This is a genomic window from Dyadobacter sp. 676 (genome assembly GCF_040448675.1).
In the GTDB taxonomy this organism is placed as follows: Bacteria; Bacteroidota; Bacteroidia; order Cytophagales; family Spirosomataceae; genus Dyadobacter.
Window position 1 is genome coordinate 4,214,597 of the sequence record NZ_CP159289.1, and the last position, 22,405, is coordinate 4,237,001.

Genomic DNA, 22,405 nt, shown 5'->3' on the forward strand with positions numbered 1-22,405 from the left:
GTCGTGCTGAGCGGAGTCGAAGCATTTTGCAATACGGTACGATTTCGCCGTATGGATTGTCTTCGACTGCGCTCAGACTGACATCTTTCATTAAGCCTTTTTCAAATTCTCAGCCACTTTATCCCAGTTCACCACGTCCCAGAATGCTTTCACGTAATCCGGGCGTTTGTTTTGGTAGTGCAGGTAATAGGCGTGTTCCCATACGTCTATGCCGAGGATTGGCGTTCCTTTGAAATCGGAAACGTCCATTAGCGGGTTGTCCTGGTTCGGTGTTGAGCCTACGGCCAGCTTTCCGCCTTTGGCAACGAGCCACGCCCAGCCCGAACCGAAACGGGTTGTTGCCGCTTTGCCGAATTCCTCCTTGAATTTTTCGAATGAACCGAACTGGGCATTGATCGCGTCGGCTACCGCGCCGGTTGGCGCGGCGCTCTTTTTGGGACCCATTACTTCCCAGAAGAACGTATGGTTCCAGTGGCCGCCGCCATTGTTACGAATGGCAGCCGGCGCTTTGCTGACTGCTTTGATGATATCTTCAAGAGACTTTTTCTCCCATTCGGTTCCTTTTACGGCGTCGTTGAGGTTCTTGACGTACGCAGCGTGGTGTTTGCCGTAATGGATTTCCATGGTCAGCTTATCGATGCTGGGCTCCAGTGCGCCGAAGTCGTAAGGAAGCGGTGCCTGCTTGAACGGGGCCGTTTCGGCCAGTATGCCGCTGGATGCCGGTGCGCCTGCGCGCGATGCTGCGCCGAATGATTGCTCAGCCAATGCACCGGCGGTCAGTGCACCCCCGGCCAGTGTCCGCAAAAAGTCTGTTCTATTCATAATAGTACATTAAGTGTTTAGTGTTAATCATAAGCCACCCGGCTTACAATGCTGCGGCCGAGCGTAATCTCGTCCGCATATTCCAGGTCTCCGCCGATGGGGATCCCTCTTGCGATGGTACTTATTTTTACGCCTGTGGCCTTCAACCTCTTCTGGAGGTAAAAAGCTGTGGTATCTCCTTCCATGGTAGGGCTCAATGCCAGAATCACTTCATGCACCGCATCTTCACCTTCGCGCGCACCAATGCGCGCCATAAGCGAATCGATTTCCAGGTCGGACGGTCCGATGCCTTCCAATGGCGAAATAATCCCCCCCGAGCACGTGGTACAAACCCCGGTATTGGTTTGTGGATTCGATGGCAAGCACGTCGCGGGTATCCACCACAACGCAAATGGTCGTCTGGTCACGCTTGCTATTGCCGCAGATGTTGCAGAGCAGGTCGTCGGCGATGTTGTGGCAGCGGGTACAGTAGGTGGTTTTGGTACGCATGTTCAGCAGTGCGTCGGACAGCGAGCGAGTTTGCTCTTCATCCCTTTTCAGCAAATGCAGTGCCAGGCGCAATGCTGTTTTCTTGCCGATTCCCGGAAGGCGGGAAATTTCAGCGACGGCGTCCTCAATAAGACGTGAGGGGTAGTTCATGGGAAGATGCTGAGTGATGGGCCCGATGGATCATCAAAACCCGTTTGTTGATGCTGGAAATGCGTTTCAGGTGGTAGCTCAATGCACCTCCGCTGAAATGCCCCGGCGGCATATCTCGTTGCGCATTCCTGCCAGTTCTTCAAAAGGCCCTTCTTTTACAGCGCATTTGCCTTTGTAATGGATAATGATCGTACATTGCTCGGCTTGCTCGCTGGTGTGGCCACAAACTTCCATCAGCGTATCGATCACCCAATCGAAGGTATTCACGTCGTCATTGTAGATTACCAGCTTTTTAATGCCCGTATCTACGGTTTCTTCCAGAATTTCCAGCTCTGTTTCTGTGAGCGCTTGCATAACAATCAAATTTCTGTTTGATTAGCAAATCTAATTAAAACCGGAGACTATCCGAAGCTTTTAAGCGCCTTTTAATCCACTCCTGAATCCCCAAATACCCATTTAATGAACCCTTACATATCCCTGCTGATCCTGGTGGTTTATTTCGGAATGCTGATCACGGTGTCCATTTTTACTTCCAAAGGGGCGGATACGAATACCTTTTTTACGGCTAACAGGCAGTCGCCGTGGTACTTGGTGGCTTTCGGGATGATCGGCACCTCCCTGTCCGGCGTCACCTTCGTTTCCGTACCCGGGGCGGTGGTGAATATTCAGTTCTCCTATTTCCAGGTAGTAATAGGGTATATCCTGGGTTACCTCGTGATCGGGACGGTGCTGATGCCGCTTTATTACCGGTTGAACCTGATTTCGATTTATTCTTATCTCGAACAGCGCTTTGGGTTTTGGTCGTATAAAACCGGTTCGGCTTTTTTCCTGCTTTCCCGGACGGTCGGTTCGGCGGTGCGTTTGTATGTGGCGGCGCAGGTTTTGCAACTGGCATTATTCAAGCCGCTGGGCGTTCCTTTCGAGGTGGCGGTAGCGATCACCATCTTCCTGATCTGGATTTATACCTTTAAGGGCGGGGTCAAAACGATTATCGTAACCGATACCCTGCAGACATTCTTTCTTATAACCGCCGTAGTGCTCACGATCGTGCTCGTTTCGGGTGAATTGAATCTCGACGGCTTTGGCGGGATCTGGACGGCCGTTCAGAAAAGCGGGTATTCGCAGATATTCTATTGGGATACCAACGATCCTAAAAATTTCTTCAAACAGTTCTTTGCCGGCGTTTTCATCGCGATCGTCATGACTGGCCTCGACCAGGACCTGATGCAAAAGAACCTAACCTGTAAAAACATCGGCGAAGCGCAGAAGAATATGTTCTGGTTCGTGGTTGTGCTGGTGATCGTCAACTTTCTTTTTCTCTCGCTGGGTGCATTGCTTTACGTATATGCAGAGGCGCAAGGCATTCCTGCGCCTGCAAAGACGGACGACTTCTATCCAATGCTCGCATTGAACCACCTGGGGCTGGTAGTTGGTATTACGTTCCTGCTCGGTATTACCGCAGCCACCTACGCCAGCTCCGACTCGGCCCTTACGGCCCTTACTACCGCATTCTGTATCGATTTCATGAATATCGAAAAGCGTCCGGAGGAAAAGCGGGCGTCGATCAAGTTCTGGGTGCATGTAGGGTTTTCGGTGATTTTCTACCTGGTGATCCTGGTATTTAACAGAATGAACAACAAAGAAGTGATCACCGCGGTGTTCGACCTGGCCGGCTATACTTACGGGCCGCTGCTGGGGCTGTTCGCATTCGGGGCATTTTTGAAGCGCCCCGTAAAAGACCGCTTCGTACCATTCGTTTGTATTCTCGCGCCGATTGTGACCTACATTATCAACGATCATTCCGCGGAGTGGTTCAATGGCTATAAATTTGGCTTTGAAAGGCTCATTATCAATGGCTTGATAACATTCATAGGGCTTTGGTTGCTGCATGACAGGAACGGCCGGCGTTACGTACCTCAGGCATAGCTGCGACAAGCCATATTAATATTCGGAATCCCTGGAATCGGTTACACGATTTCGGGGATTTTTCTTGTATATATCCAAAAAAATATTAACTTTCTGATAAAATCAGGCGTGCCCCGACATGCCACCTGATGGATGTTTCATTGAAGATTAAGTGGGTTATTTATTTAACAAACTAAACTTTTGCAATATGAAAACACTGTCAGTCATTTTATTAAGCGTTGTACTCTGTGTTTCTTGCAAGGACAAAGCAAAAGAGGAGGAGGCTGCCCGTCAAGCCCACCTCGAACAGGAAAAGAAAGCCATTAAAGCAGTCATAGAGAATGAAACAAGGTCATTTTTTGCGCGCGATTACAATGCCTGGAAATCGAATTACGCGCAGACCGACTATGCTTTTCAGGCTTGGAGCAATGATGACGGTACCTTCGATTCCAATGTAGGTTGGGCGGATATCAACAGACAGGTAGGCAAATACATCGCCGCCAATCCCGAGCCTGTTTCCAGCCACCCGATCGTAGAGCGAAAGAATATGATTTTCAAGTTTTATGACGGTAATGTAGCCTATCTCACCTGGGACCAGTTCAATAGCGATAAATCCGAAAAGAACTTTCACCACAGCAAGGAAGTAAGGCTGCTCGAAAAGATCAACGGCGAATGGAAGATCGTTTGTGTGTCGGCATTCTGGGATTACAGGCACCCGATACCTGCGAGCAGACTGCCGATGATCCAGAAGATCGCGAATGAAAGCAGGGGAAAAATTTAATCTGCAAGCAACTTTTAAAGCGTTCGGTTTCAGGCATAAATGTTCGGTTCTGAACAGATGGCTAACCGGGCGCAAGGAGATGAAAAATTTTTGAAATTATTTGTAAGCTACTCGTTATCAGTGCTGTATAAGTTGGATGTGCCGAAGGTCGGTCGAAAAGAGCCGGGTTTGGCACATCCTTTTTTTATGTAAAGTCAACTGTGCGATTGTACAGAGCCAAACTTTTAAAACTTATTAGCCATGAAAATCTCCATTGTTTCTATCCTGACCGGCGCCCTGGCGCTCACATTGTCGCTCACGTCTTTTGCCGCCGACAAAAAGAAAAACAAAGAAGAAAAAGAAACAGCCCGCGTAATGAGCTTCGATGCCGCATTGTACAAAATCAGCGATACCAACAAGGTAAAGCTGTCCGTTGACAAAAAAGAAAACGAAAGGCTGCGTGTCGTACTGAAAGACAAGGCCGGCAAGATTTACTACTCGGAAGTATTCAACGAGCGCGACACCAAATATCGCCGCGTGTTCAACCTCGACGAGATGAGCGACGGAACCTACTATTTCGAACTGTCGCACAAAAAAGACAAGCTGGTGAAAGAGGTCAATATCGAGAGCACCAGCTCCAAGATGATCTCTTTACAGTAAGCGTAGGATCAATAAAAATCCCGGTCTTGCGAAAGACCGGGATTTTTTATGTCAATGCAGTTCCTTCTCGGGATCCCAGAAGCATTCCTCCCAGTTGACGATCCGGTTGTTTTCGACTTTCACCCCTTCGCTTTCGAGCCTTTCCTGCATGGTGGTAGGAGTTTCAAATAGATGGCTTGCGCTCAATTCGCCGACCTTGTTCACTACTCGATGTGCGGGGATACCCTGTTCATGGTAGCTGTTGCCCATCGCCCAGCCGACCATTCTTGCACCGCGTTTGGAGCCCAGGTAAGCCGCAATTGCGCCGTAGGAAGTGGCGCGGCCTTTCGGTATCTGCCTTACGACGTCGTACACATCGTTAAAAAAGTCATTTCCCTTTTTCATGCTCGTTAGCGCGCGCTTGCTGTCTTTCGTCGATTTCGTCTGAAAGCTGGCGGTACCAATCTTCGCCGTAGGCCCGAACAAGCGGTTCTTTCAGGAATTTGTAAACCGGCACTTTCAGCTGCTGGCCGAGACTGCACGCCGGGCTGCATATTTCCCAGCGGTCGTAATTAAGTGCGTGGTACTGCTCGTATTTCGTAACCCTGATCGGGTACAAATGGCACGAAATAGGTTTCTTATAGCTGATCTTGCCATCGTTGTACGCTTCTTCGATGGCGCATTTGAGAATGCCTTTCTGGTCGTAAATCGCGTAAGCACATTCACGGCCATTGATGATCGGCGTCACATAGTCGCCGTCCCAATCTTTGGTCCAGGTGCCCTCCGCGGCGATTACTTTTTTGCCGGATTCGGTCAGGTAGGGCTCCACTTCGGGATAAATCTCATCGAGTATCGCGAGCTCAGCCTCATCCAGCGGGGCACCGGAATCCCCCTCCACACAACACGCGCCTTTGCATTTGTCCAGATTACAAACAAACTCCTGGTCTTCGATGTCGTCGCTAATGCAAGTATTTTCAATGAGAATCATAATGGGAACAGCCTATTGCTGAGGTATTTTGAGTTTTTGTCCCACCATAACACTATTTCCGGACATATTGTTTAATTTCTTGATATCCTCCACATTGGTATGGTAGTTCTGGGCGATGCGGAAGAGCGTTTCGCCGGGGGCGACCGTGTGCGTTTGCACACCCGACGACTGATTGTCGGAGGTAGCTTCACCGCCCTCTCCTTTTCGCACGCGTAATTTCTGACCGGATTTCAGACGGTCAGAGTCGCTCAGGTTATTCAGATCGAGCAATTCCTTGATAGAAATTCCGTAGGCTTTTGAAATGCTGTAATAAGTCTGTCCGCTCTGAACGGTGTGGAATTCGCTGCCAGACGTTGCAGAAAGCCGTGTTTCTTCTTTGATTTCTTCCGGCGTCTTGAATGTAGACGCAGGTGCCGGACGCTCCACAGCTACTTTGGCGGGGGTTTCTTCCGCACCGGACTTCGAAACGAGCAGTCGTTGCCCGGTTACCAGACGGCTTTGAGCGGTACGGTTGTTGATCGCCAGCAACTCGCGGAGCGGCAGGTTATATTTATTGGCTATACTGAAATAAGTTTCGCCGGATTGCACCGTGTGATAGCTGGGCGCCGCGGACGCAGCTGCGACTGTTTTCTCTTCGGCGCTGCTCCAATTTGCGGGCTCGGTTTCCTTTCTGGCAGGAACCTCCTTTTCAGCTTCCGCGTCGCGGGAGGCACGTTCGGAACGCATGCGCGTGTATACCGATCCCGAGGAAGCAGTCGTACGCGTATTGTTCGGCGTTACCACCTTGCCCGGCGATTTACCTGCGGCTTTTTCTTCCTCGTTCGATTTGAACGTACTGTTGGCGTCATCCTGTGTGATGATCACGACACGGTCGTCGGGGGTATTTGAGGCCGCCGGTGCAGCGGTTGGTTTATTTGCGGCAGCGGGTGCGGACGGCTTATAGAGGCCGGCCGTATTGGCTGCCGCCTTTGTAGCCGACGCGACGGCGGGTGCGGAAGCTGGTTCCGTTTCCTTTGCAACACTGCTTTCGCCTTTTTCAACCAGGACCGGCGTGTATTTTTTACGGCCGGAGGGGTTACTTGGAATGTTGTTGCTTGTTGAAGCGGCTGGCGAGGCGGTGGAAGCAACGGGCGCTTTTTCGGGTACTACCGCAATTACCGAATCTTTCCTGCCCGGGGCTTTCGGTTGTGGCGGCGCGATGATCTCGATTGGCTGTTTACGCGGACGTTTTTTGGTCAGGAAAAGAACCTGGCCGGTTTGAATAGGGTAGTTGCGGCTGGTAGTGCGGTTAAATTTCAGAAGGTTCACCAAACGGATACCATATTGCTGCGAAACGCTCAACCACGTATCGCCGGGGCGTGCCGTGTGGAATGGGGTTGTCGCTTTTTTGTTCTTGCGGGCCAGGTAATATACTTGCCCGGGAACAAGGGGCATATCCGCCAGCAGGTCGTTGTAGCGCATAAAACGCGGCGTACGAATGCCGGCCGCTTTGGCCAGGGTTTTAGGTTTGTCGCCCGCACGAGCTTCAATACCCGGCAATCCGTTGATTTCGTAAAGTGTAGGCGAATTAGGCTCCGGAAGTTGAACAGCCGACTTTTTGAGTATCGGGAAGCCGGTATCTTCATAAACCGAAGCGACGGCCGTCTGGCGGGGCGGTAATGACAGCTTTTCGCGAACGGAGGCTACCTGGTCAACGGGAACAGGCAGTGTGACAAGGTATTCGCGGTCGTCCGGCACTTTGTCGCCGTTCAGCCATCTGTTGTGGTTTTTCAATTCAGCGGCGGGGACGCCCAGCGATTTGGCTATTTCGTCAAGGGACTGGCCTTTACCATAATCGGACTCCATCAAAACATAGGCATTCGGCGATTTGTAGCGCTCGATACCCGCTTCCAGTGCGATTTTGTGTGCAAAGAAACGGAGTACATAGCGGTCCGTCTTACCGGTGAGTGTCACCTCGCGTGCGTATGCCCAACTCGCGGGAACGACCTTTTTGACACCTCCCGCACCCTGATAGTAGGAATATAAAGTGGTAACCCAGTTATTGAACTGCTGGTTGTTCTTTTTAAGGTACCATGCGGCAGCGTGTGTGGAGGAGCTGATATTTTTTCTTTCATCCACATCATTGTCCACACGGAGGTTCAATTCACGCGCCGTTTCCGGCTTGAACTGCCAGTAACCAACGGCATTCGAGCTCGAAACGACGTCGGGGCGGAAGGAGCTTTCCTGAACGGCCAGATATTTGAAGTCGATAGGCACCTCTTCATCCATTAAAATGCCCTCCACGATCGGGAAGTGCATAATGGCACGATCCATTTTCTCTTCCCAAAACTTTTTGTTAGACATCAGACTTTTGATGTCTTCCTCGATAATATCCTGCGCGCCCCGGTCGAATTTGACGGTAACTCCGCCGAAGGATACGCTCGCCGGGACTTCGGGCGCTTGCGCAAAAACTGCGTTGCCGGTCAGCAGCAGGACAATAACAAAAGAGATGATGTTGCTAATGGAAGTTCTGGCCATAAAAAGTAAATGCTCGCCTGACTATTGAGTACTATAATTTTTGAAGAATCATCAATCCGTCACGGATCGGTAGCAGAATGTTGGATACCCGCGGGTCTTCGTGGACCATCCGGTTGAAATCCAGCAATGCCTGCGTGTCTTTGTCTACCTTTTTCAACTGCTGGACGACCTTGCCGCTCCAGAGCACATTATCCGCAATCAGGAAGCCACCTTTACGGACTTTGTCAAGGCAGAGGTTAAAATAAGAAGAATAATTGATTTTATCCGCATCGATGAAAACGATGTCGAATGTATCGGTGAGCGTCGGGATAATGTCGAGCGCATTGCCGATACGGTAGTCGATCCGGTCACTGAAAGGTGTCTGGTCGAAATACCGCCTGGTGAAGCTTTCGAGTTCTTCGTTTATATCGATGGTGATCAACTTGCCGCCGGGGTTGAGGCCTTCGCAGAGGCAGATGCCCGAGTAGCCCGTATAAGTACCGATTTCCAGGATACGGTCGGGCCGGATCATCCTGGAAATCATCGAAAGGAACCTGCCCTGCATGTGCCCCGAGAGCATACGGGGGCTGAGAATGTTGGCGTGGGTTTCCCTGTTGAGGGATTTCAGCAACGCATTCTCATCTTCCGTATGGGCTGCGGAATATTCTTCGATTTCCTCTACCAAAAACTTCATTCGAATATAATATGTGCTAATCCCTATGCCAATGCCGGTCAGGCATTAGCCACAATGCGTTCCAGATAAGTGCCGTAGCCGCTTTTTACCAATGGCCGGGCGATTTCGCGCAATTGTTCTGCATTAATAAAGCCCATGCGGTACGCGATCTCCTCAATGCAACCCACTTTTAAACCTTGCCTTTCTTCGATAACCTGAACGAACTGGCCGGCCTGCATGAGCGATTGGAATGTACCGGTGTCCAGCCATGCCGTGCCGCGGTTGAGGACGCCTACTTTCAATTTGCCGCGTTCGAGGTAAACCCGGTTCACGTCCGTGATTTCCAGCTCGCCCCGCGGTGACGGAGGGATAGTTTTGGCGATTTCCACCACATCGTTGTCATAAAAGTACAAGCCCGGAACCGCATAATTGGATTTCGGCTGCACAGGTTTTTCTTCGATGGAAATCACATTATTGGATTTGTCAAACTCTACAACGCCGTAACGCTCGGGATCGTGCACCTGATAGGCGAAGATCACGCCGCCGTCGGGATCGTTGTTGGACTGGAGCAGGCTCGAAAGGCCCGACCCGTAGAAAATATTATCGCCGAGGATCAGCGCAACCTTGTCGTCGCCGATGAACTCTTCGCCGATGATGAACGCCTGCGCCAGACCGTCTGGGCTGGGTTGCACGGCGTAGCTGAACTCGCAGCCCAGACGGCTGCCGTCACCGAGCAGTTTTTCGAAATGCGGCAGGTCGTGCGGGGTCGAAATGATCAGGATTTCGCGGATACCCGCCAGCATCAGAATGGACAGCGGGTAATATATCATCGGTTTGTCATAAACGGGCATAAGCTGCTTGCTGACTGCCAATGTGAGGGGGTGTAATCTCGTACCGGAACCGCCGGCCAGAATAATGCCTTTCATAAACAGAGTTTCAATTGAGTAAAAAAATGACCGGATTAACGATCCTGGTACATTTCATCATAATACTTCTGGTAATTGCCGGAGGTAACGTTGTTGAGCCAGTCCTGATTCGCCAGGTACCAGTCGACCGTTCTTTCCAGACCTTCCGCGAATTGGAGCGAAGGTTTCCAGCCCAGTTCCTCGGACAGTTTGGTGGCATCGATCGCGTAACGCAGGTCGTGTCCGGCGCGGTCGGTTACGTAGGTGATCAGTTGCGCGCTTTCGCCTTCGCTGCGACCGAGCTTGCGGTCCATAATGCTGCACAGCAGGTTCACCAGATCGATGTTTTTCCACTCGTTATGGCCACCGATATTATAAGTATCGCCATTTGCCCCTTTGTGGAAAATCACGTCTATCGCGATCGCGTGGTCTTCTACAAACAGCCAGTCGCGGATGTTTTCGCCTTTTCCGTAAACCGGAAGCGGTTTTTTCTGGATGATATTGTGGATCATCAGCGGGATCAGCTTTTCGGGGAAATGGTTCGGGCCGTAGTTGTTCGAGCAGTTCGAAATAACTACCGGCAGCTTGTAAGTATTGTGGTAAGCCCGTACGAAATGGTCGGAGGAGGCTTTCGATGCCGAGTAGGGCGAACGTGGATCGTATTTGGTCGTTTCCACGAAGAATGTGCCGGGGTCGTGCAGTTCGCCGTACACTTCGTCGGTAGAAACGTGGTAGAAGCGGCGTCCGCTGAAATCGTCTTTCCACGTTTTTTTCGCCGCATTCAGAAGGTTTACGGTGCCAACGACGTTCGTCATCACGAACGACATCGGATCGGTAATGGATCGGTCGACATGGCTTTCCGCAGCGAGGTGTATCACGCCGTGGAAGTCGTTTTCGGTAAACAGGTTGTAGATAAAAGCGGCGTCGACGATATCGCCCTTTACAAATGTATAGTTTGGCGCATGCTCGATATCGCGCAGGTTTTCGAGGTTGCCCGCGTACGTGAGTGCGTCGAGGTTATAAATATGATATTCCGGGTGAAAGTTGACAAACCGGCGCACAACGTGTGAGCCGATAAAACCCGCCCCGCCCGTAATCAGGATTTTTTTCATTTTTCAGCTGTTAGTTTTAATTGCCAGTTCCAGGCGTCGCGCAATGCTTCGGCCATGGTTTTCTCGGCACGCCATTTCATTACATTATTTACTTTATCGGACTGTGCGTAGATCTTCTCGACGTCCCCTTCCCGGCGCGGGCCGATGGTATAATTCAGTTTGACGCCGTTTACTTCCTCAAAAGTATTAATCAATTGCAAAACGGTATAGCCCTCGCCCGTTCCGACATTAAATACGTCATAATAGTTAGTATCCGTTTGTTCTTCGAGCAGGTCGAGCGCCTTCACGTGCGCCTTCGCAAGGTCTACCACGTGGATGAAGTCGCGGATACACGTGCCGTCGGGCGTATTGTAGTCGTTGCCGAAAACGGTGAGCGACTTGCGGAGGCCGGCCGCCGTTTGCGTAATAAACGGAACCAGGTTGCTGGGAACACCATTGGGCAACTCGCCGATGAGCGACGATTCGTGGGCGCCGATCGGGTTGAAGTACCGGAGCGAAATGGCTTTAAGGCCAGGACCGGAATGTACGTGGTCGCGGATGATATCCTCGGCAATAGCCTTGGTATTGCCATAAGGCGAATTGGCCGGCAGGCGCGGCGTACTTTCGGTTACCGGCAGCTTTTCGGGCTGGCCATATACCGTGCACGACGACGAGAATACGAATTTATCGACATTGAATTCCTTCATGGCACGAAGCAGCACCAGGAGGGAGACCAGATTGTTTTCGTAGTAGTTCAGGGGTTTTTCAACCGACTCGCCCACAGCCTTGTACGCTGCGAAATGGATGACGCCGTCGAACTTCTCCTTTTCAAACAGCGCCCTTATTTTCGGGGCATCATTGCAATCGATTTCGTAAAACGGAAACTCTCTGCCGGTGATCTTTTTGATTCCTTCTAAAACGTTGAGATTTGAATTGTACAGATTGTCGACAATGACCGGTTCGAACCCTGCGTTGTGCAACTCTACAACGGTATGAGAACCGATAAAACCGGCCCCTCCGGTAACGAGAATTTTCATGCGTTATGTGCGTTTTTTATAAAATTATGGTGGTATAGATGGTCTTGAAGCGGCAAATTTTTCCGGGCAAAAGTAGAAAATTTGACGTCCATAAAAAAAAATGTTTTTATTTATCCGTTGGTTGTAAAACGCAGATTTGAGGATAATGAACCAGAAAGAAATCAAGGCATTGATATCCTTGCTTGATGACGAAGATCATGAAGTGAGCCAGCATGTTGAAGGGAAGATATTGTCGTTGGGAGGGACTGTGATACCTTTTCTGGAGACCGAATGGGAGGAAAGTTTCAACCCGATCGTACAGCGCAAAATCGAGGAGCTGATCCATGAATTGCAGCTCAGCATCATGATCGAACGGTTGCAGGCATGGAAAAACGGCGGCGGGCTCGACCTGCTGGAAGGCATGTGGATCATCGCTACTTACCATTACCCCGACCTTTCGATCGACAAGTTGAAAACCACCATTGAGCAGCTTTACTACGATATCTGGATACAGTTCCAGGAGGAAATGAATGCGGTGGACCAGATCAAACGCATCAATAGTATTTTCTTCGGACCGATGAATTTTGCCGCGAACACGAAGAACTTCCATTCGCCTACGAACTCGATGATCAATTCGGTGCTGGAAAGCCGGCGGGGAAATCCGATCACGTTGTGTGTAATTTATTTGTTGATCGCAAGGAAACTGGGCATGCCGGTTTACGGGGTGAATTTGCCGAACCTTTTTGTACTGACCTACAAGAGCGACAAAACGCAGTTCTATATCAATGTATTCAATCGCGGGATCATCTTTTCCAAAACGGATATCGATCACTACATAGCACAGCTGAATATCAAATCGAAGGAGATATTCTACCAGCCTTGCACCAATCTGGAAATCGTGCAGCGCGTTTTGCGTAACCTGATCCTCTCATACGAAAAAACCAGCGAGCAGGATAAGATCAGGGAAATCGAAAAAATACTGAAATCGACGCTCGACGATACGCCGGAAAGCTAACCTCAGAGCGCGATGGCCAGGCAATGGCCGTCGAACCAGCGGATATGTATATTGGAAGGAACCACGATCTCTTCGTCGGTAAGCGTTCCCCGAAGGATCACGTCGGGATTTTCGAAAGGGCTTACGAAAATAGAATCCTTGAAACTGATCTTTTTCTTCCCGTAGAGTTTATATAGAGCTTCTTTCGCGCACCAGTACATGCAGAGGCGGTCCACATCGTCGCGCGCGTGGTCGTATTCGGGCGGGGAGAGGTATTTTTTGGAAGTGCGCTGCAATTTCGGGTCGGTCTTTTCCATGTCGATGCCCACGGCGGCGGCGGGGTTAATGGCTACGGCCACAAATTCGGCGGTATGGGTAATGGAAATATGCGAGTCGTTGTCGATCAGGAACGCCTTGCCGTGTTCGTCCTTGTGAATGCCCAGGTAATTAATGCCAAACTGCTCTGCCAGGGTCTTGATCAGCATCCGGCTGGCGAGCCATTCACGTTTCTTTTGCGGGTGGGATATCCTGGCGAGCTCTTGCTGGTCAAAGCCGTTGCCCAGCGCATTTTGGAGTTCCGCTTCGGTTTCCGTCAGTTTCCAGAGCAGCAATGTGCTGGTATCTTCGATCTTTTCGGAATGAACGAGGGGCATGGTAATACTGTTTGCTACAAAAATATCGATATGAATATTCGCAAAGTAGATACTTTTTCCGGTCATAGGGACAGTGTTTATACAATTATTTCTGACGGAACCGGCCACGGCTTTTATTCGGCGGGCGCCGATGGTTTTGTCATTCAATGGGACCTGCAAAAACCCGATCTCGGCAAGCTGGTCGCACGCGCAGGCACATCCGTATACGCGCTCGCATTGCACGAAGGCAGCGATTCGCTCTGGATAGGGCAGAATTTCGAGGGGATCCAGGTTTTGAATATCCGGGAAAATGCGGTTGAAAAAACTTCGAAAATCACGAATGCGGCGATTTTCGACATCCGGTTTGCAGGCGACAAGGCGCTCGTCGCTTTGGGCGACGGCGTGGTGGTGGTAATGGACGTTCCGTCATTTGCCGTTCAGAAACACATCAAAATCGCGACCAAAAGCGTACGCAGTATTGCGGTAAATATCGAAACCGGCGAATTTGCCACCGGCGACAGCGACTGCAACGTCCATATCTTCGATCTGAACGGCTTTAAATTAAAAAAGACGATTCAGGCGCATACAAACTCGGTGTTTTCCGTTAAGTATTCACCGGACGGCAAATACCTCTTTACCACCGGGCGGGACGCGCACCTGAAAATCTGGGACGTCAACGATGCATACGGCATCGTCTCCGACATCCCCGCGCATATGTACGCGATCAACGACATTACGTTCAGTCCCGATCGCTCCCTCTTCGCTACTTGCAGCATGGACAAATCCATTAAATTATGGGATGCGGCCACTTTTAAGCTGAAAAAAATTATCGATCGGGCACGTCATGCGGGCCATGGAACGTCGGTTAACAAACTGTTCTGGACCGACTTTGAGAACCAGTTGGTTTCCTGCAGCGACGACCGTATGATCTCGGTTTGGGAGGTGGCGTGAGCCAATACTTATAATATGGTAATGTTGGTAAATACTTTGAAAAATGAATCATATATCTTTAACTTACACGACCGTTTTTAACCAGGCATCAAAGCACAGAATGCATCATGAAAATATCCGCTATTGAGATACGCAAGCACACTTTTGAAAAGATTTTCAGAGGTTATGACCCGGACGAAGTAGATGCTTTCCTGAACTCTTTGTCTCAGGAATGGGAGCGGTTTTCAAGCGAAAACAACTTGCTGAAGATGCAGCTGGAATACGCGGAGAAGGAATTGGCGAAGTTGAAAGATATCGAATCGACCCTTTTCAGAACCCTGAAAGCAGCGGAGGATACCAGCAAGTTAATCGAGAAAGAAGCCAACGAAAATGCGGAAAAACGAATAGAAGAATCGCGTTCGGCGGCGAATGAACTGGTGGCGGAAGCGGAACAGCGGACGAACCTGATCATCAGGCAGACGGAGGAGCGGCTGGCGAAGTTCAAGGAAGAATTTGTACAGGAGGTGAAGATCCAGGAACGCGATTTCCGGGCTATCGAAAACTTCCGCGATAACCTTATCGTGCAGCTCAGCTCGCTCGCGAACAGCGCGCTGGAAACCGTTGAACGTTTCGAGCAGAAATACGACAAAGAATCGGTCCTCAACAAAATGGAGGACATTAAAAAGCATATCGCGGAAATCGAAATTCCGAAGAAAATCACATTCCAGCCACCTGTGAAAATGGAGGTGGAAGAAACGCCTGCGGAACCCGAGGCGCAGGTGGTGTTGCAGGACGACAAGCCGGAGGTGGTCTTTGAAGTAGCGGCAGAACAGGAGCCTGAACCGCAAGCGGTTTTTGAAGTAGATCCTGAACTGCCCGAGGTCGTTGAGCCGGAAGCGGAAATATCGCCCGTCGCGGCAACGCAGGAACCCGAGCCGGTACCTGCTCCCGAGCCAGTCCGTGAAGAACCGGTTGCCTTCAACAGACCGAGGCAAACGCAGAAAAGTGCTGCCGAAGAGGCCGAAGAGGTGCTCGCTGAAATGCATCGCGTGGCGGAGAAGGCCAGGGATTCTTCGACGGGGATTAACCGGCCGAGAGAAAACAGCCAGCCAAAAAAATCGGGCGGCGGTTCATTTTTTGATCAAATCTAGCAACCACCATTGGGAACGATCAGTCTCGAAGGACTCGAATTTTTTGCTTACCACGGCTATTATCCCGAAGAACAACGCATCGGAAACAAGTATGCCCTGGATATTACCATTACCACCGACTTTTTTCGTGCCGCCCAGCACGATAAGCTGAGTGAGACCGTCAATTACGAAACCATTTACCAGCTCACGGCTAAGGTCATGAAAGAGCCGGCCAGGCTTTTGGAACATATTGGTTTTAATGTAATCGAGAAAATCCGGGAGCATTACCCGACGGTCGAGAAAATCACTGTGAAAGTCTCGAAATTCAACCCGCCGATAGGAGGGGTTTGTACCCGGGCGGTGATCACAATGGAAGGATAACTTTGTCACGCTGAGCGCACCGGGCCGCCGGAGCAGTCGAAGCGCATGTACGATGTTACGGTACCGACTGCCTTCGACTGCGCTCAGGCTGACATTAATCAGCGTGGCATTTTAGTATTCGTGGGGAAGCTCGATGTTCACCGCTTCATGCCATGGCAAGCCGTGAATATTCAGCAATTCCATGAAAGGATCCGGGTTCAGTTCTTCTACATTATAAACGCCCGGCTTCATCCACTCGTCGTTCGTCAGCATCAGCATTGCGCCGATCATCGCGGGAACGCCGGTCGTGTAGCTCACAGCCTGCGCGCGCACCTCACGGTAGCATTCGGCATGATCGCAGTTGTTCCAAACATAATAGGTCTTTTCTTCACCGTCCTTGATACCCTTGATCTGGCAACCAATGGACGTCTGGCCGGAATAGTTCTCGCCCAAAGTATCGGGCGCAGGCAATACCGCTTTCAGGAATTCGAGGGGAACGATGTCGATACCGTTGAATTTGATCGGCTGGATGCTTGTCATACCTACATTTTGCAGCACGTTCAAATGCGTAATGTAGGCCTGTCCGAAAGTCATCCAGAAACGAGCGCGTTTCAGCGTAGGGAAGTTTTTCACGAGCGATTCGAGTTCTTCGTGGTAAAGCACGTAGCTCTCTTTCGGGCCGATGCCGGGGTAATCGATCGGTTTATGGATGGACATCGCGGGGATTTCGACCCATTCGCCGTTTTCCCAATAGCGGCCCGGCTGGGTGATCTCGCGGATGTTGATTTCAGGGTTGAAGTTCGTCGCGAATGCCTTGCCGTGATCGCCCGCGTTACAATCGATGATGTCCAGGTAATGCATTTCGTCGAAATGGTGCTTGGCGGCGTAGGCGGTGAAGACTTGTGTAGCGCCCGGGTCGAAACCACAGCCGAGGACGGCCATCAGACCCGCCTCTTTGAAGCGTTCCTGGTAAGCCCATTGCCAGCTGTATTCGAATTTCGCAACGTCTTTCGGTTCGTAATTGGCGGTATCCAGGTAATGCACGCCGGTTTCCAGGCAGGCCTCCATGATCGTCAGATCCTGGTAAGGCAGCGCCACATTGATAAGCACTTTGGGCTGGAAACGCTTGATAAGCAACACCGTTTCGGCCACGATATCGGCATCCACCTGTGCGGTCTGGATGGTTACCCCGTGCATTTCCTTGATTTCGGCTGCTATTTTATCACATTTCGCCTTGGTGCGGCTGGCGAGCATTATTTCGGTGAAAACATTGCTGTTCAATGCGCATTTGTGTGCCACGACACTACCGACACCGCCTGCGCCAATGATAAGAACCTTGGACATTTTAATAGTTTTAAATTTCCGGCAAAGATAGGACGGCCGGTCAATTTTTCAATTTAAATTTCCGTTAACCACCTTCATCACTTTGCCCTGGCCGTAATTCAGATAGTACACTTCCCCGCTGATATCCTGCCCGAAAGACGAGATATTTCCCTTGCCTTCCATGATCAGCGTGTTGCTTTTGCGGGTGTCGCCGTCGAGTTCGAGTGCCCAGATACGCCCGCTGATGTAATCGCCGTAAATGTACTTGCCCGCCAGTGCCGGAATGGCTGCTCCGCGATATACATAACCACCGGTAATAGAGCGGTCGCCATCATTCTGATCGTAGTCGTGTACGGGGTCGATAAGCCCCTCGGCATTGCAGTTGGAAGACGGGTTGTAGCAATCGACGCCTTCTTTCATGCGCCAGCCGTAGTTACCACCTTTGACGATGATGTCGATCTCTTCCCGCTCATTCTGACCTACATCGCCTGCGAAGAGCTTATCGCCACCCATGTCGAAACTAATACGCCAGGGGTTACGAAGGCCGTAAGCATAGATTTCGGGTAGATTGCCCGTAGTGCCGGCCACGAACGGGTTGTCGGCCGGGATGCTGTAATTACCTTTTGCCTTTCCGTTCACATCTACGCGCAGTATTTTGCCCAGGTAACTTTTCAGGTTCTGTGCATTGTTCTGCGGATCGCCACCGCTACCGCCATCGCCGGTGGCAATGTAGAGGTATCCGTCCCTGCCAAACTGCATAGAGCCGCCATTGTGATTATCGTAAGGTTGGTTGAACGTGAATAAAACAGCTTCGCTATTCGGATCGGCCTGCGTGGGACTGGTGGCTTTGTAACGCGCTATGACGGTTTTCAAAGGTGTACCGGAAGTGTAATTGACGAAGAAGTAGCCATTGGTTTTGAAGTCCGGGTGAAATGCCAGGCCTAGTAAACCACGCTCACCACCCGATCGTACCTTGCTATTAATATCCAGAAAAGTGGCGCTGGAAGAGACATTTTCAGCATTGGAAAACACTTTGATCACGCCACCTTGCTCGACGACGAAAAACCGGCTGCTATCACCGGGAGCCTGAACGAGGTCTACCGGCTGGCTGAATGTCAGTGCGGGGAAAACATCTTTGGAATCAATGGTATGCTCCGGAAGTTCAGGGTCATCGGGCGTTTCGGGATCATCGGATTTGCAGGCGAATACCGCAACGGCAAATGCGAGATGAATGAGCGTGAGGCGAAGTATGGCTTTCATGAGGTCGTAGTAGTAAGTTTCTACAACAACGTCATGAAAGCCTGTTTGTTTTTGGAACGGGTTTTAAATCAGGTGTTTCCAGATTACGTCATAGACATCCACCGCTTCCAGTTCCGGCTTTTCAGCAGGCTGGTCGGTGACGATAACCGGGTAATATTCTTTGGGAATGTTAATGCTGCCATGTGAGCCTTTTACCAATGTGGCATCTAATGGGATCACGTCCATCAAGTATCTGAATCCAAGCAGTTTTCGCGCTAACTTGTAGCCCGCCCGCAGCTTAATCAATGGATTTTTCGGGTCCATAAACATCTCCACCGGATCGTAACCCGGCTTACGGTGAATGTCCACCAAATGCGCGTAATCAGGTGCTTTGGCGTCGTCTATCCAGTAATAGTAGGTAAACCAGCTGTCGGGTTTGGCTACAACTACAATGTCGCCGGAGCGTTCATGATCGATGTGATAGTCTTTCTGAGCTGATTTATCGAGTACCAGATCAATGCCGGGCGTCTGCTTCAAGACCTGCATCACCCGCTCTTTCACGGAAGGGTCATTGAGGTAAACATGCGCGATCTGATGATCGGAAACGGCGAATGCTTTGGAAGCACCCGCGTCGAGCAGCTCGTACCAGCGTTCCACGCGCACGGAAATCAGGCCTTCGTTGCGGAGAATGCGGTTGATATGGATCGGGTTATCCACTGCGTTGATACCATATTCCGAAAGCAGGATGATCTTCGAATTGCGCGCTTCGTAGAATTGAATGAGATCTTTGACAACGTTATCGATTTCATTCAGATCCTTGCTGATCTTCGAAAAATCCGGCCCGAATTTTTGCAGACAATAATCCAGATGCGGCAGGTAAATGAGCGTCAGCGTGGGGTTGTGCTTTCTCTCGACCGACATCGAAGCGTCGGCGATCCAGCGGGTGGATTTGATGTTCGCATTCGGTCCCCAGAAATTGAACAGCGGGAACTGGCCGAGTTCGGCTTGCAGTTCGTCGCGCAGCTCGGGCGGATAGGAGTAGCAGTCGGGGGCTTTTACGCCATCGGCATGGTATTGCGGGCGGGGCGTTACTGACCAGTCGGCGGTGGAGTACATATTATACCACCAGAACATCTTCGAAACGGTAAAATTCGGGTCTACTTTCCGTGCATTATCCCAAATCTTGTCGCCCTGCACGAGTTTGTTGGACTGTTTCCAGAATTTGATCTCCGAATCCTCACGATCGTACCAGCCATTGCCTACGATGCCGTTCTCGGCGGGCCACTTGCCGGTCACATAAGTGCTTTGGGAAGTAGTAGTAACGGCCGGAAGCACCGGTTTAATGGGCGTCAAATGGCGTTTTTTGACATAAGCATCCAGAAACGGCGTATGCTCGCCGATCAGGTTGGCGCTTAGGCCTACAATATCTATAACTACGGTTTTATTCATAATTCAAAACTTTCTTCACCCATTCTAGCTCGCGCACGATGGATTCGCCGATCGGTTTTTGCATGTCTTCCGGCAATACTCCCCAGGTATAGGTTTCCACTTCCAGATAGGCCGAGAATGGGTTCTCTTTTTGCAATGCCAATGTTTGGACAATATCCCCCTGGGTAGAATCGAGCACGCCGTAGGTATTCACAAACAGCGGAACGTGGAAATGCACGCGCCATTCTTCGTGGGTTTCGTCCCAGTCGGTCAATGCTTCCCGTAAATCAGGATAATGCGTAAAATGGCCGTCGTTGTGGCGGACTACCACCTGGTGCAGGTACACCGGCTCGTCGAAGGTTTCGATAGCCTTGCGTTTTACCTCTTTTTCACTCGTATAATTCACTTTCAAAGCCGAACTTATCTGAATGCGGCCGACCTGAATGCCATATTCATTGAGCGAATCGAGAATATCTTCCGGTTTTTCGAAACCAACCGCGGCATGGCAAATGTCGTAGCACAGCTGGATGTGTTTCAAAATCAGCGATTGCGCGGCTTCGCCGTCGATACCGTATTTTTCTACCAAATAAATAGTGCCTTTCGGAAGCAGCACATTAGTATACCACGTCACGAAATCTTCGGTATTGTCGAGAATACCGTCGGGCTCGGGCTCGATGTCCAGATGCAGGAATTTGCCGGTTTCCTTTTCGATGCGGATCAGTTCGTCGAGCAGTTCCAGGATGTGATCGGTGGCCTTTTCGGTGGCCTGTTGCTTTTCAGCCTCGGTTTTCCACCAAAGCCGGTAGGACAATGGGGGCGTAGACACGCCACCGTGCATATCGGCGGGCAGCAATGCGGCCAGGATGTTGAAAAGGCGTTTGGTGTATGCGAGGCGGTCGGCGGTGGTCCAGTCGGGTGTATGCACGTCGTCCTTCACGCGGGTGTTGTGGAAACCGCCGTAAGGGAAGCCGTTGATCACGAATACATAAATACCATGTCCGGCAAGCCACGTTTTGAATTCCCGCAAAACCTCCGGTTTGCTGAGTTCTATAGACGCTTCATTTGCTACTCGCAGGCCCAGCCCGAAAGGCTTGCCGGGCGCGAGCTGCTCGCGGATGTAAGGAATGCTCTCGCGCAGCGACCGGAAATGGTCTTCCCATTTCTCGCCGGGATGTATATTGCTGCAATAGGTAAGGTGTCCGTAAGGCGTGATCATGCGGGAATAATTTTGGAACTTTCGAGGTGATCTACCGACTGTGCGATGACGTCGGCATCGAGTTCATGTACTTCCACTCCTTTTCCGATCTTTTCAAGCAGCATGATCGTGAGCCTGCCGCCGAGGTGCTCGCGGAACTCCTGCAAGCCGTTGCGCAGGTTGATTTTATCGTTTTCGGCCAGTTTGGGATGATATAGTTCAAACCCGACTTTGGCTAGCACATCCAGAATACGGTTCAGGTCGCTTTCGGCCAGCATGCCGATTTTATGGGCATACACACAATCCAATGCAATGCCGATAGCCACCGCTTCGCCGTGACGGACCTGGAAATTCGTCAGGAATTCGAGCTTATGCGCGGCCCAGTGACCGAAATCGAGTGGGCGCGAGGAGCCGAATTCGAACGGGTCGCCGCCGGCAATGTGGTCGGTGTGCATTTCCGCGCACCGGTGAATGAGGTAAGCCATCGCTTCTTCATCGCGGTTGGCAATGGCAGAGGCGTGCTCCTCGATCCATTCAAAGAAAGTAACGTCTTTGATCAATGCCACCTTAATCGCTTCCGCGACGCCTCCCCGCCAGTCGCGGTCGTCGAGCGTGCGCAGGCAAGTGAGATCGTTGAAAACGGCCACAGGCGGCGCGAACGTGCCGAGGAAGTTCTTTTTGCCGTGGAAATTGATGCTGTTTTTAACGCCGACACCCGAGTCGTTCTGGGCCAAAACCGTCGTCGGGATGCGGATCAGCTTGATGCCCCGGTGCGAAACAGCGGCCGCATAACCCACAAGGTCGAGTACGGCGCCACCGCCGATCCCGATCACGAACGAATGGCGGTCGATACCGAATACATCGACGGCTTCCACCAGCTTATCGAACTGCGACGGATCATTTTTGCAGGCCTCTCCGCCCGGTACCGAAATGATTTCGGGCGCGAGCTGGATATGTTGCACATTTTGTGCGAAATAGGCGCGGATATTGTTTTTTAAATCCGGCTGTGTCTGTTCAAACCCCTCGTCCACGATCACAAGGGCCTTGCGTTGAAAGCCCTGCTCGGTATATTCTTGAAAAAAGTCTTTCAGTAGCGGGTTATGGGCGTCAAAAAGGTGTTGGGTGAAGAATACGGCATAATTGTATTCCACCTGGAAACGTTGTTTTATGGTTTGCATTGAATCTGGCATTACACGCAAAATGGGTATTTAACATTAAAACGTTTGAAAGCACTATCCGT

At 50.8% G+C, this 22,405-nt stretch carries 22 protein-coding genes and 1 pseudogene; 7 read left to right on the top strand and 16 right to left on the bottom strand.

Annotated features, from left to right (window positions below; genetic code table 11):
• Window positions 1-90: 90 nt before the first annotated feature.
• From ABV298_RS18870 to ABV298_RS18880, 3 genes and pseudogenes are all read right to left on the bottom strand, one after another.
• Window positions 91-822 carry a superoxide dismutase gene (locus tag ABV298_RS18870; RefSeq protein ID WP_353717734.1) on the bottom strand — a complete coding sequence of 244 codons (732 nt, stop codon included), beginning with the start codon at window positions 820-822 and terminating at the stop codon, window positions 91-93.
• A gap of 23 nt (window positions 823-845) precedes the next feature.
• A pseudogene (gene recR / locus ABV298_RS18875) lies at window positions 846-1,461 on the bottom strand (recombination mediator RecR).
• A gap of 78 nt (window positions 1,462-1,539) precedes the next feature.
• The gene (locus ABV298_RS18880) at window positions 1,540-1,815 is read right to left on the bottom strand and encodes an ATP-dependent Clp protease adaptor ClpS (protein ID WP_353717735.1); all 276 of its coding nucleotides are present in this window, start codon (window positions 1,813-1,815) and stop codon (window positions 1,540-1,542) included.
• Between the two features lie 105 nt (window positions 1,816-1,920).
• Here ABV298_RS18880 and ABV298_RS18885 point away from each other — a divergent pair, with 105 nt between their 5' ends.
• From ABV298_RS18885 to ABV298_RS18895, 3 genes are all read left to right on the top strand, one after another.
• A complete protein-coding gene (locus tag ABV298_RS18885) occupies window positions 1,921-3,387 on the top strand; it encodes a sodium:solute symporter (RefSeq protein WP_353717736.1) in 1,467 nt (488 codons plus the stop codon).
• 187 nt (window positions 3,388-3,574) lie between these two features.
• A complete protein-coding gene (locus ABV298_RS18890; protein WP_353717737.1) occupies window positions 3,575-4,147 on the top strand; it encodes a hypothetical protein in 573 nt (190 codons plus the stop codon).
• Window positions 4,148-4,387: 240 nt separating this feature from the next.
• Entirely contained in the window at window positions 4,388-4,786 is a 399-nt protein-coding gene (locus ABV298_RS18895; RefSeq protein WP_353717738.1) for a hypothetical protein, read from the top strand.
• 51 nt (window positions 4,787-4,837) lie between these two features.
• Here the strand turns inward: ABV298_RS18895 and ABV298_RS18900 are convergent, their stop codons facing one another.
• The 7 genes from ABV298_RS18900 to galE are packed head-to-tail and all read right to left on the bottom strand — an operon-like array spanning window position 4,838 to window position 11,955.
• Window positions 4,838-5,170, bottom strand: coding sequence for an MGMT family protein (locus ABV298_RS18900; protein ID WP_353717739.1), 333 nt, complete (start codon window positions 5,168-5,170; stop codon window positions 4,838-4,840).
• Entirely contained in the window at window positions 5,154-5,753 is a 600-nt protein-coding gene (locus ABV298_RS18905; RefSeq protein ID WP_353717740.1) for a DUF3109 family protein, read from the bottom strand. The genes ABV298_RS18900 and ABV298_RS18905 overlap by 17 nt, the downstream gene beginning before the upstream one ends.
• A gap of 12 nt (window positions 5,754-5,765) precedes the next feature.
• Window positions 5,766-8,270 carry a LysM peptidoglycan-binding domain-containing protein gene (locus ABV298_RS18910; RefSeq protein WP_353717741.1) on the bottom strand — a complete coding sequence of 835 codons (2,505 nt, stop codon included), beginning with the start codon at window positions 8,268-8,270 and terminating at the stop codon, window positions 5,766-5,768.
• A gap of 31 nt (window positions 8,271-8,301) precedes the next feature.
• Window positions 8,302-8,943, bottom strand: coding sequence for an O-methyltransferase (locus ABV298_RS18915; RefSeq protein ID WP_353717742.1), 642 nt, complete (start codon window positions 8,941-8,943; stop codon window positions 8,302-8,304).
• A 38-nt stretch (window positions 8,944-8,981) separates the two neighbouring features.
• Window positions 8,982-9,848, bottom strand: a complete 867-nt coding sequence (gene rfbA, locus ABV298_RS18920; protein ID WP_353717743.1) for a glucose-1-phosphate thymidylyltransferase RfbA — start codon at window positions 9,846-9,848, stop codon at window positions 8,982-8,984.
• Between the two features lie 35 nt (window positions 9,849-9,883).
• A complete protein-coding gene (rfbB, locus tag ABV298_RS18925; RefSeq protein ID WP_353717744.1) occupies window positions 9,884-10,939 on the bottom strand; it encodes a dTDP-glucose 4,6-dehydratase in 1,056 nt (351 codons plus the stop codon).
• Window positions 10,936-11,955, bottom strand: a complete 1,020-nt coding sequence (gene galE / locus ABV298_RS18930) for a UDP-glucose 4-epimerase GalE (RefSeq protein WP_353717745.1) — start codon at window positions 11,953-11,955, stop codon at window positions 10,936-10,938. Before galE ends, rfbB begins: the two co-directional genes overlap by 4 nt.
• 145 nt (window positions 11,956-12,100) lie before the next feature.
• Here galE and ABV298_RS18935 point away from each other — a divergent pair, with 145 nt between their 5' ends.
• On the top strand, window positions 12,101-12,949 hold the full coding sequence (locus ABV298_RS18935; protein WP_353717746.1) for a transglutaminase-like domain-containing protein: 849 nt from the start codon (window positions 12,101-12,103) through the stop codon (window positions 12,947-12,949).
• A gap of 2 nt (window positions 12,950-12,951) precedes the next feature.
• On the opposite strand, the gene ABV298_RS18940 is transcribed toward ABV298_RS18935, so the two are convergent.
• Window positions 12,952-13,581, bottom strand: coding sequence for a 4'-phosphopantetheinyl transferase superfamily protein (locus tag ABV298_RS18940; RefSeq protein ID WP_353717747.1), 630 nt, complete (start codon window positions 13,579-13,581; stop codon window positions 12,952-12,954).
• A gap of 30 nt (window positions 13,582-13,611) precedes the next feature.
• Here ABV298_RS18940 and ABV298_RS18945 point away from each other — a divergent pair, with 30 nt between their 5' ends.
• From ABV298_RS18945 to folB, 3 genes are all read left to right on the top strand, one after another.
• Window positions 13,612-14,511, top strand: coding sequence for a cytochrome D1 domain-containing protein (locus ABV298_RS18945; RefSeq protein WP_353717748.1), 900 nt, complete (start codon window positions 13,612-13,614; stop codon window positions 14,509-14,511).
• 107 nt (window positions 14,512-14,618) lie between these two features.
• On the top strand, window positions 14,619-15,641 hold the full coding sequence (locus tag ABV298_RS18950) for a DivIVA domain-containing protein (RefSeq protein WP_353717749.1): 1,023 nt from the start codon (window positions 14,619-14,621) through the stop codon (window positions 15,639-15,641).
• Between the two features lie 9 nt (window positions 15,642-15,650).
• On the top strand, window positions 15,651-16,001 hold the full coding sequence (folB, locus tag ABV298_RS18955; RefSeq protein WP_353717750.1) for a dihydroneopterin aldolase: 351 nt from the start codon (window positions 15,651-15,653) through the stop codon (window positions 15,999-16,001).
• A 111-nt stretch (window positions 16,002-16,112) separates the two neighbouring features.
• Here the strand turns inward: folB and ABV298_RS18960 are convergent, their stop codons facing one another.
• From ABV298_RS18960 to ABV298_RS18980, 5 genes are all read right to left on the bottom strand, one after another.
• Window positions 16,113-17,369 (bottom strand): saccharopine dehydrogenase family protein, encoded by a 1,257-nt coding sequence (locus ABV298_RS18960; RefSeq protein ID WP_353723211.1) that lies wholly within the window; start codon window positions 17,367-17,369, stop codon window positions 16,113-16,115.
• Window positions 17,370-17,372: 3 nt separating this feature from the next.
• Entirely contained in the window at window positions 17,373-18,563 is a 1,191-nt protein-coding gene (locus ABV298_RS18965) for a PQQ-dependent sugar dehydrogenase (RefSeq protein ID WP_353717751.1), read from the bottom strand.
• A gap of 63 nt (window positions 18,564-18,626) precedes the next feature.
• Window positions 18,627-19,991 (bottom strand): nucleotide pyrophosphatase/phosphodiesterase family protein, encoded by a 1,365-nt coding sequence (locus ABV298_RS18970; RefSeq protein WP_353717752.1) that lies wholly within the window; start codon window positions 19,989-19,991, stop codon window positions 18,627-18,629.
• Window positions 19,984-21,186, bottom strand: coding sequence for a metabolite traffic protein EboE (gene eboE, locus ABV298_RS18975; protein ID WP_353717753.1), 1,203 nt, complete (start codon window positions 21,184-21,186; stop codon window positions 19,984-19,986). The genes ABV298_RS18970 and eboE overlap by 8 nt, the downstream gene beginning before the upstream one ends.
• Entirely contained in the window at window positions 21,183-22,343 is a 1,161-nt protein-coding gene (locus ABV298_RS18980) for a 3-dehydroquinate synthase (protein ID WP_353717754.1), read from the bottom strand. Before ABV298_RS18980 ends, eboE begins: the two co-directional genes overlap by 4 nt.
• Window positions 22,344-22,405: the final 62 nt, after the last annotated feature.

Coding starts and splice junctions, on each gene's coding strand:
- ABV298_RS18940 (WP_353717747.1), bottom strand. CDS start 13,581: ATGCCCCTCGTTCATTCCGAAAAGATCGAAGATACCAGCACATTGCTG.
- ABV298_RS18935 (WP_353717746.1), top strand. CDS start 12,101: ATGAACCAGAAAGAAATCAAGGCATTGATATCCTTGCTTGATGACGAA.
- ABV298_RS18905 (WP_353717740.1), bottom strand. CDS start 5,753: ATGATTCTCATTGAAAATACTTGCATTAGCGACGACATCGAAGACCAG.
- ABV298_RS18890 (WP_353717737.1), top strand. CDS start 3,575: ATGAAAACACTGTCAGTCATTTTATTAAGCGTTGTACTCTGTGTTTCT.
- galE (WP_353717745.1), bottom strand. CDS start 11,955: ATGAAAATTCTCGTTACCGGAGGGGCCGGTTTTATCGGTTCTCATACC.
- ABV298_RS18965 (WP_353717751.1), bottom strand. CDS start 18,563: ATGAAAGCCATACTTCGCCTCACGCTCATTCATCTCGCATTTGCCGTT.
- rfbB (WP_353717744.1), bottom strand. CDS start 10,939: ATGAAAAAAATCCTGATTACGGGCGGGGCGGGTTTTATCGGCTCACAC.
- ABV298_RS18945 (WP_353717748.1), top strand. CDS start 13,612: ATGAATATTCGCAAAGTAGATACTTTTTCCGGTCATAGGGACAGTGTT.
- ABV298_RS18910 (WP_353717741.1), bottom strand. CDS start 8,270: ATGGCCAGAACTTCCATTAGCAACATCATCTCTTTTGTTATTGTCCTG.
- ABV298_RS18895 (WP_353717738.1), top strand. CDS start 4,388: ATGAAAATCTCCATTGTTTCTATCCTGACCGGCGCCCTGGCGCTCACA.
- ABV298_RS18885 (WP_353717736.1), top strand. CDS start 1,921: ATGAACCCTTACATATCCCTGCTGATCCTGGTGGTTTATTTCGGAATG.
- ABV298_RS18970 (WP_353717752.1), bottom strand. CDS start 19,991: ATGAATAAAACCGTAGTTATAGATATTGTAGGCCTAAGCGCCAACCTG.
- rfbA (WP_353717743.1), bottom strand. CDS start 9,848: ATGAAAGGCATTATTCTGGCCGGCGGTTCCGGTACGAGATTACACCCC.
- ABV298_RS18915 (WP_353717742.1), bottom strand. CDS start 8,943: ATGAAGTTTTTGGTAGAGGAAATCGAAGAATATTCCGCAGCCCATACG.
- eboE (WP_353717753.1), bottom strand. CDS start 21,186: ATGATCACGCCTTACGGACACCTTACCTATTGCAGCAATATACATCCC.
- ABV298_RS18980 (WP_353717754.1), bottom strand. CDS start 22,343: ATGCAAACCATAAAACAACGTTTCCAGGTGGAATACAATTATGCCGTA.
- ABV298_RS18870 (WP_353717734.1), bottom strand. CDS start 822: ATGAATAGAACAGACTTTTTGCGGACACTGGCCGGGGGTGCACTGACC.
- ABV298_RS18880 (WP_353717735.1), bottom strand. CDS start 1,815: ATGCAAGCGCTCACAGAAACAGAGCTGGAAATTCTGGAAGAAACCGTA.
- ABV298_RS18950 (WP_353717749.1), top strand. CDS start 14,619: ATGAAAATATCCGCTATTGAGATACGCAAGCACACTTTTGAAAAGATT.
- ABV298_RS18900 (WP_353717739.1), bottom strand. CDS start 5,170: ATGAAAAAGGGAAATGACTTTTTTAACGATGTGTACGACGTCGTAAGG.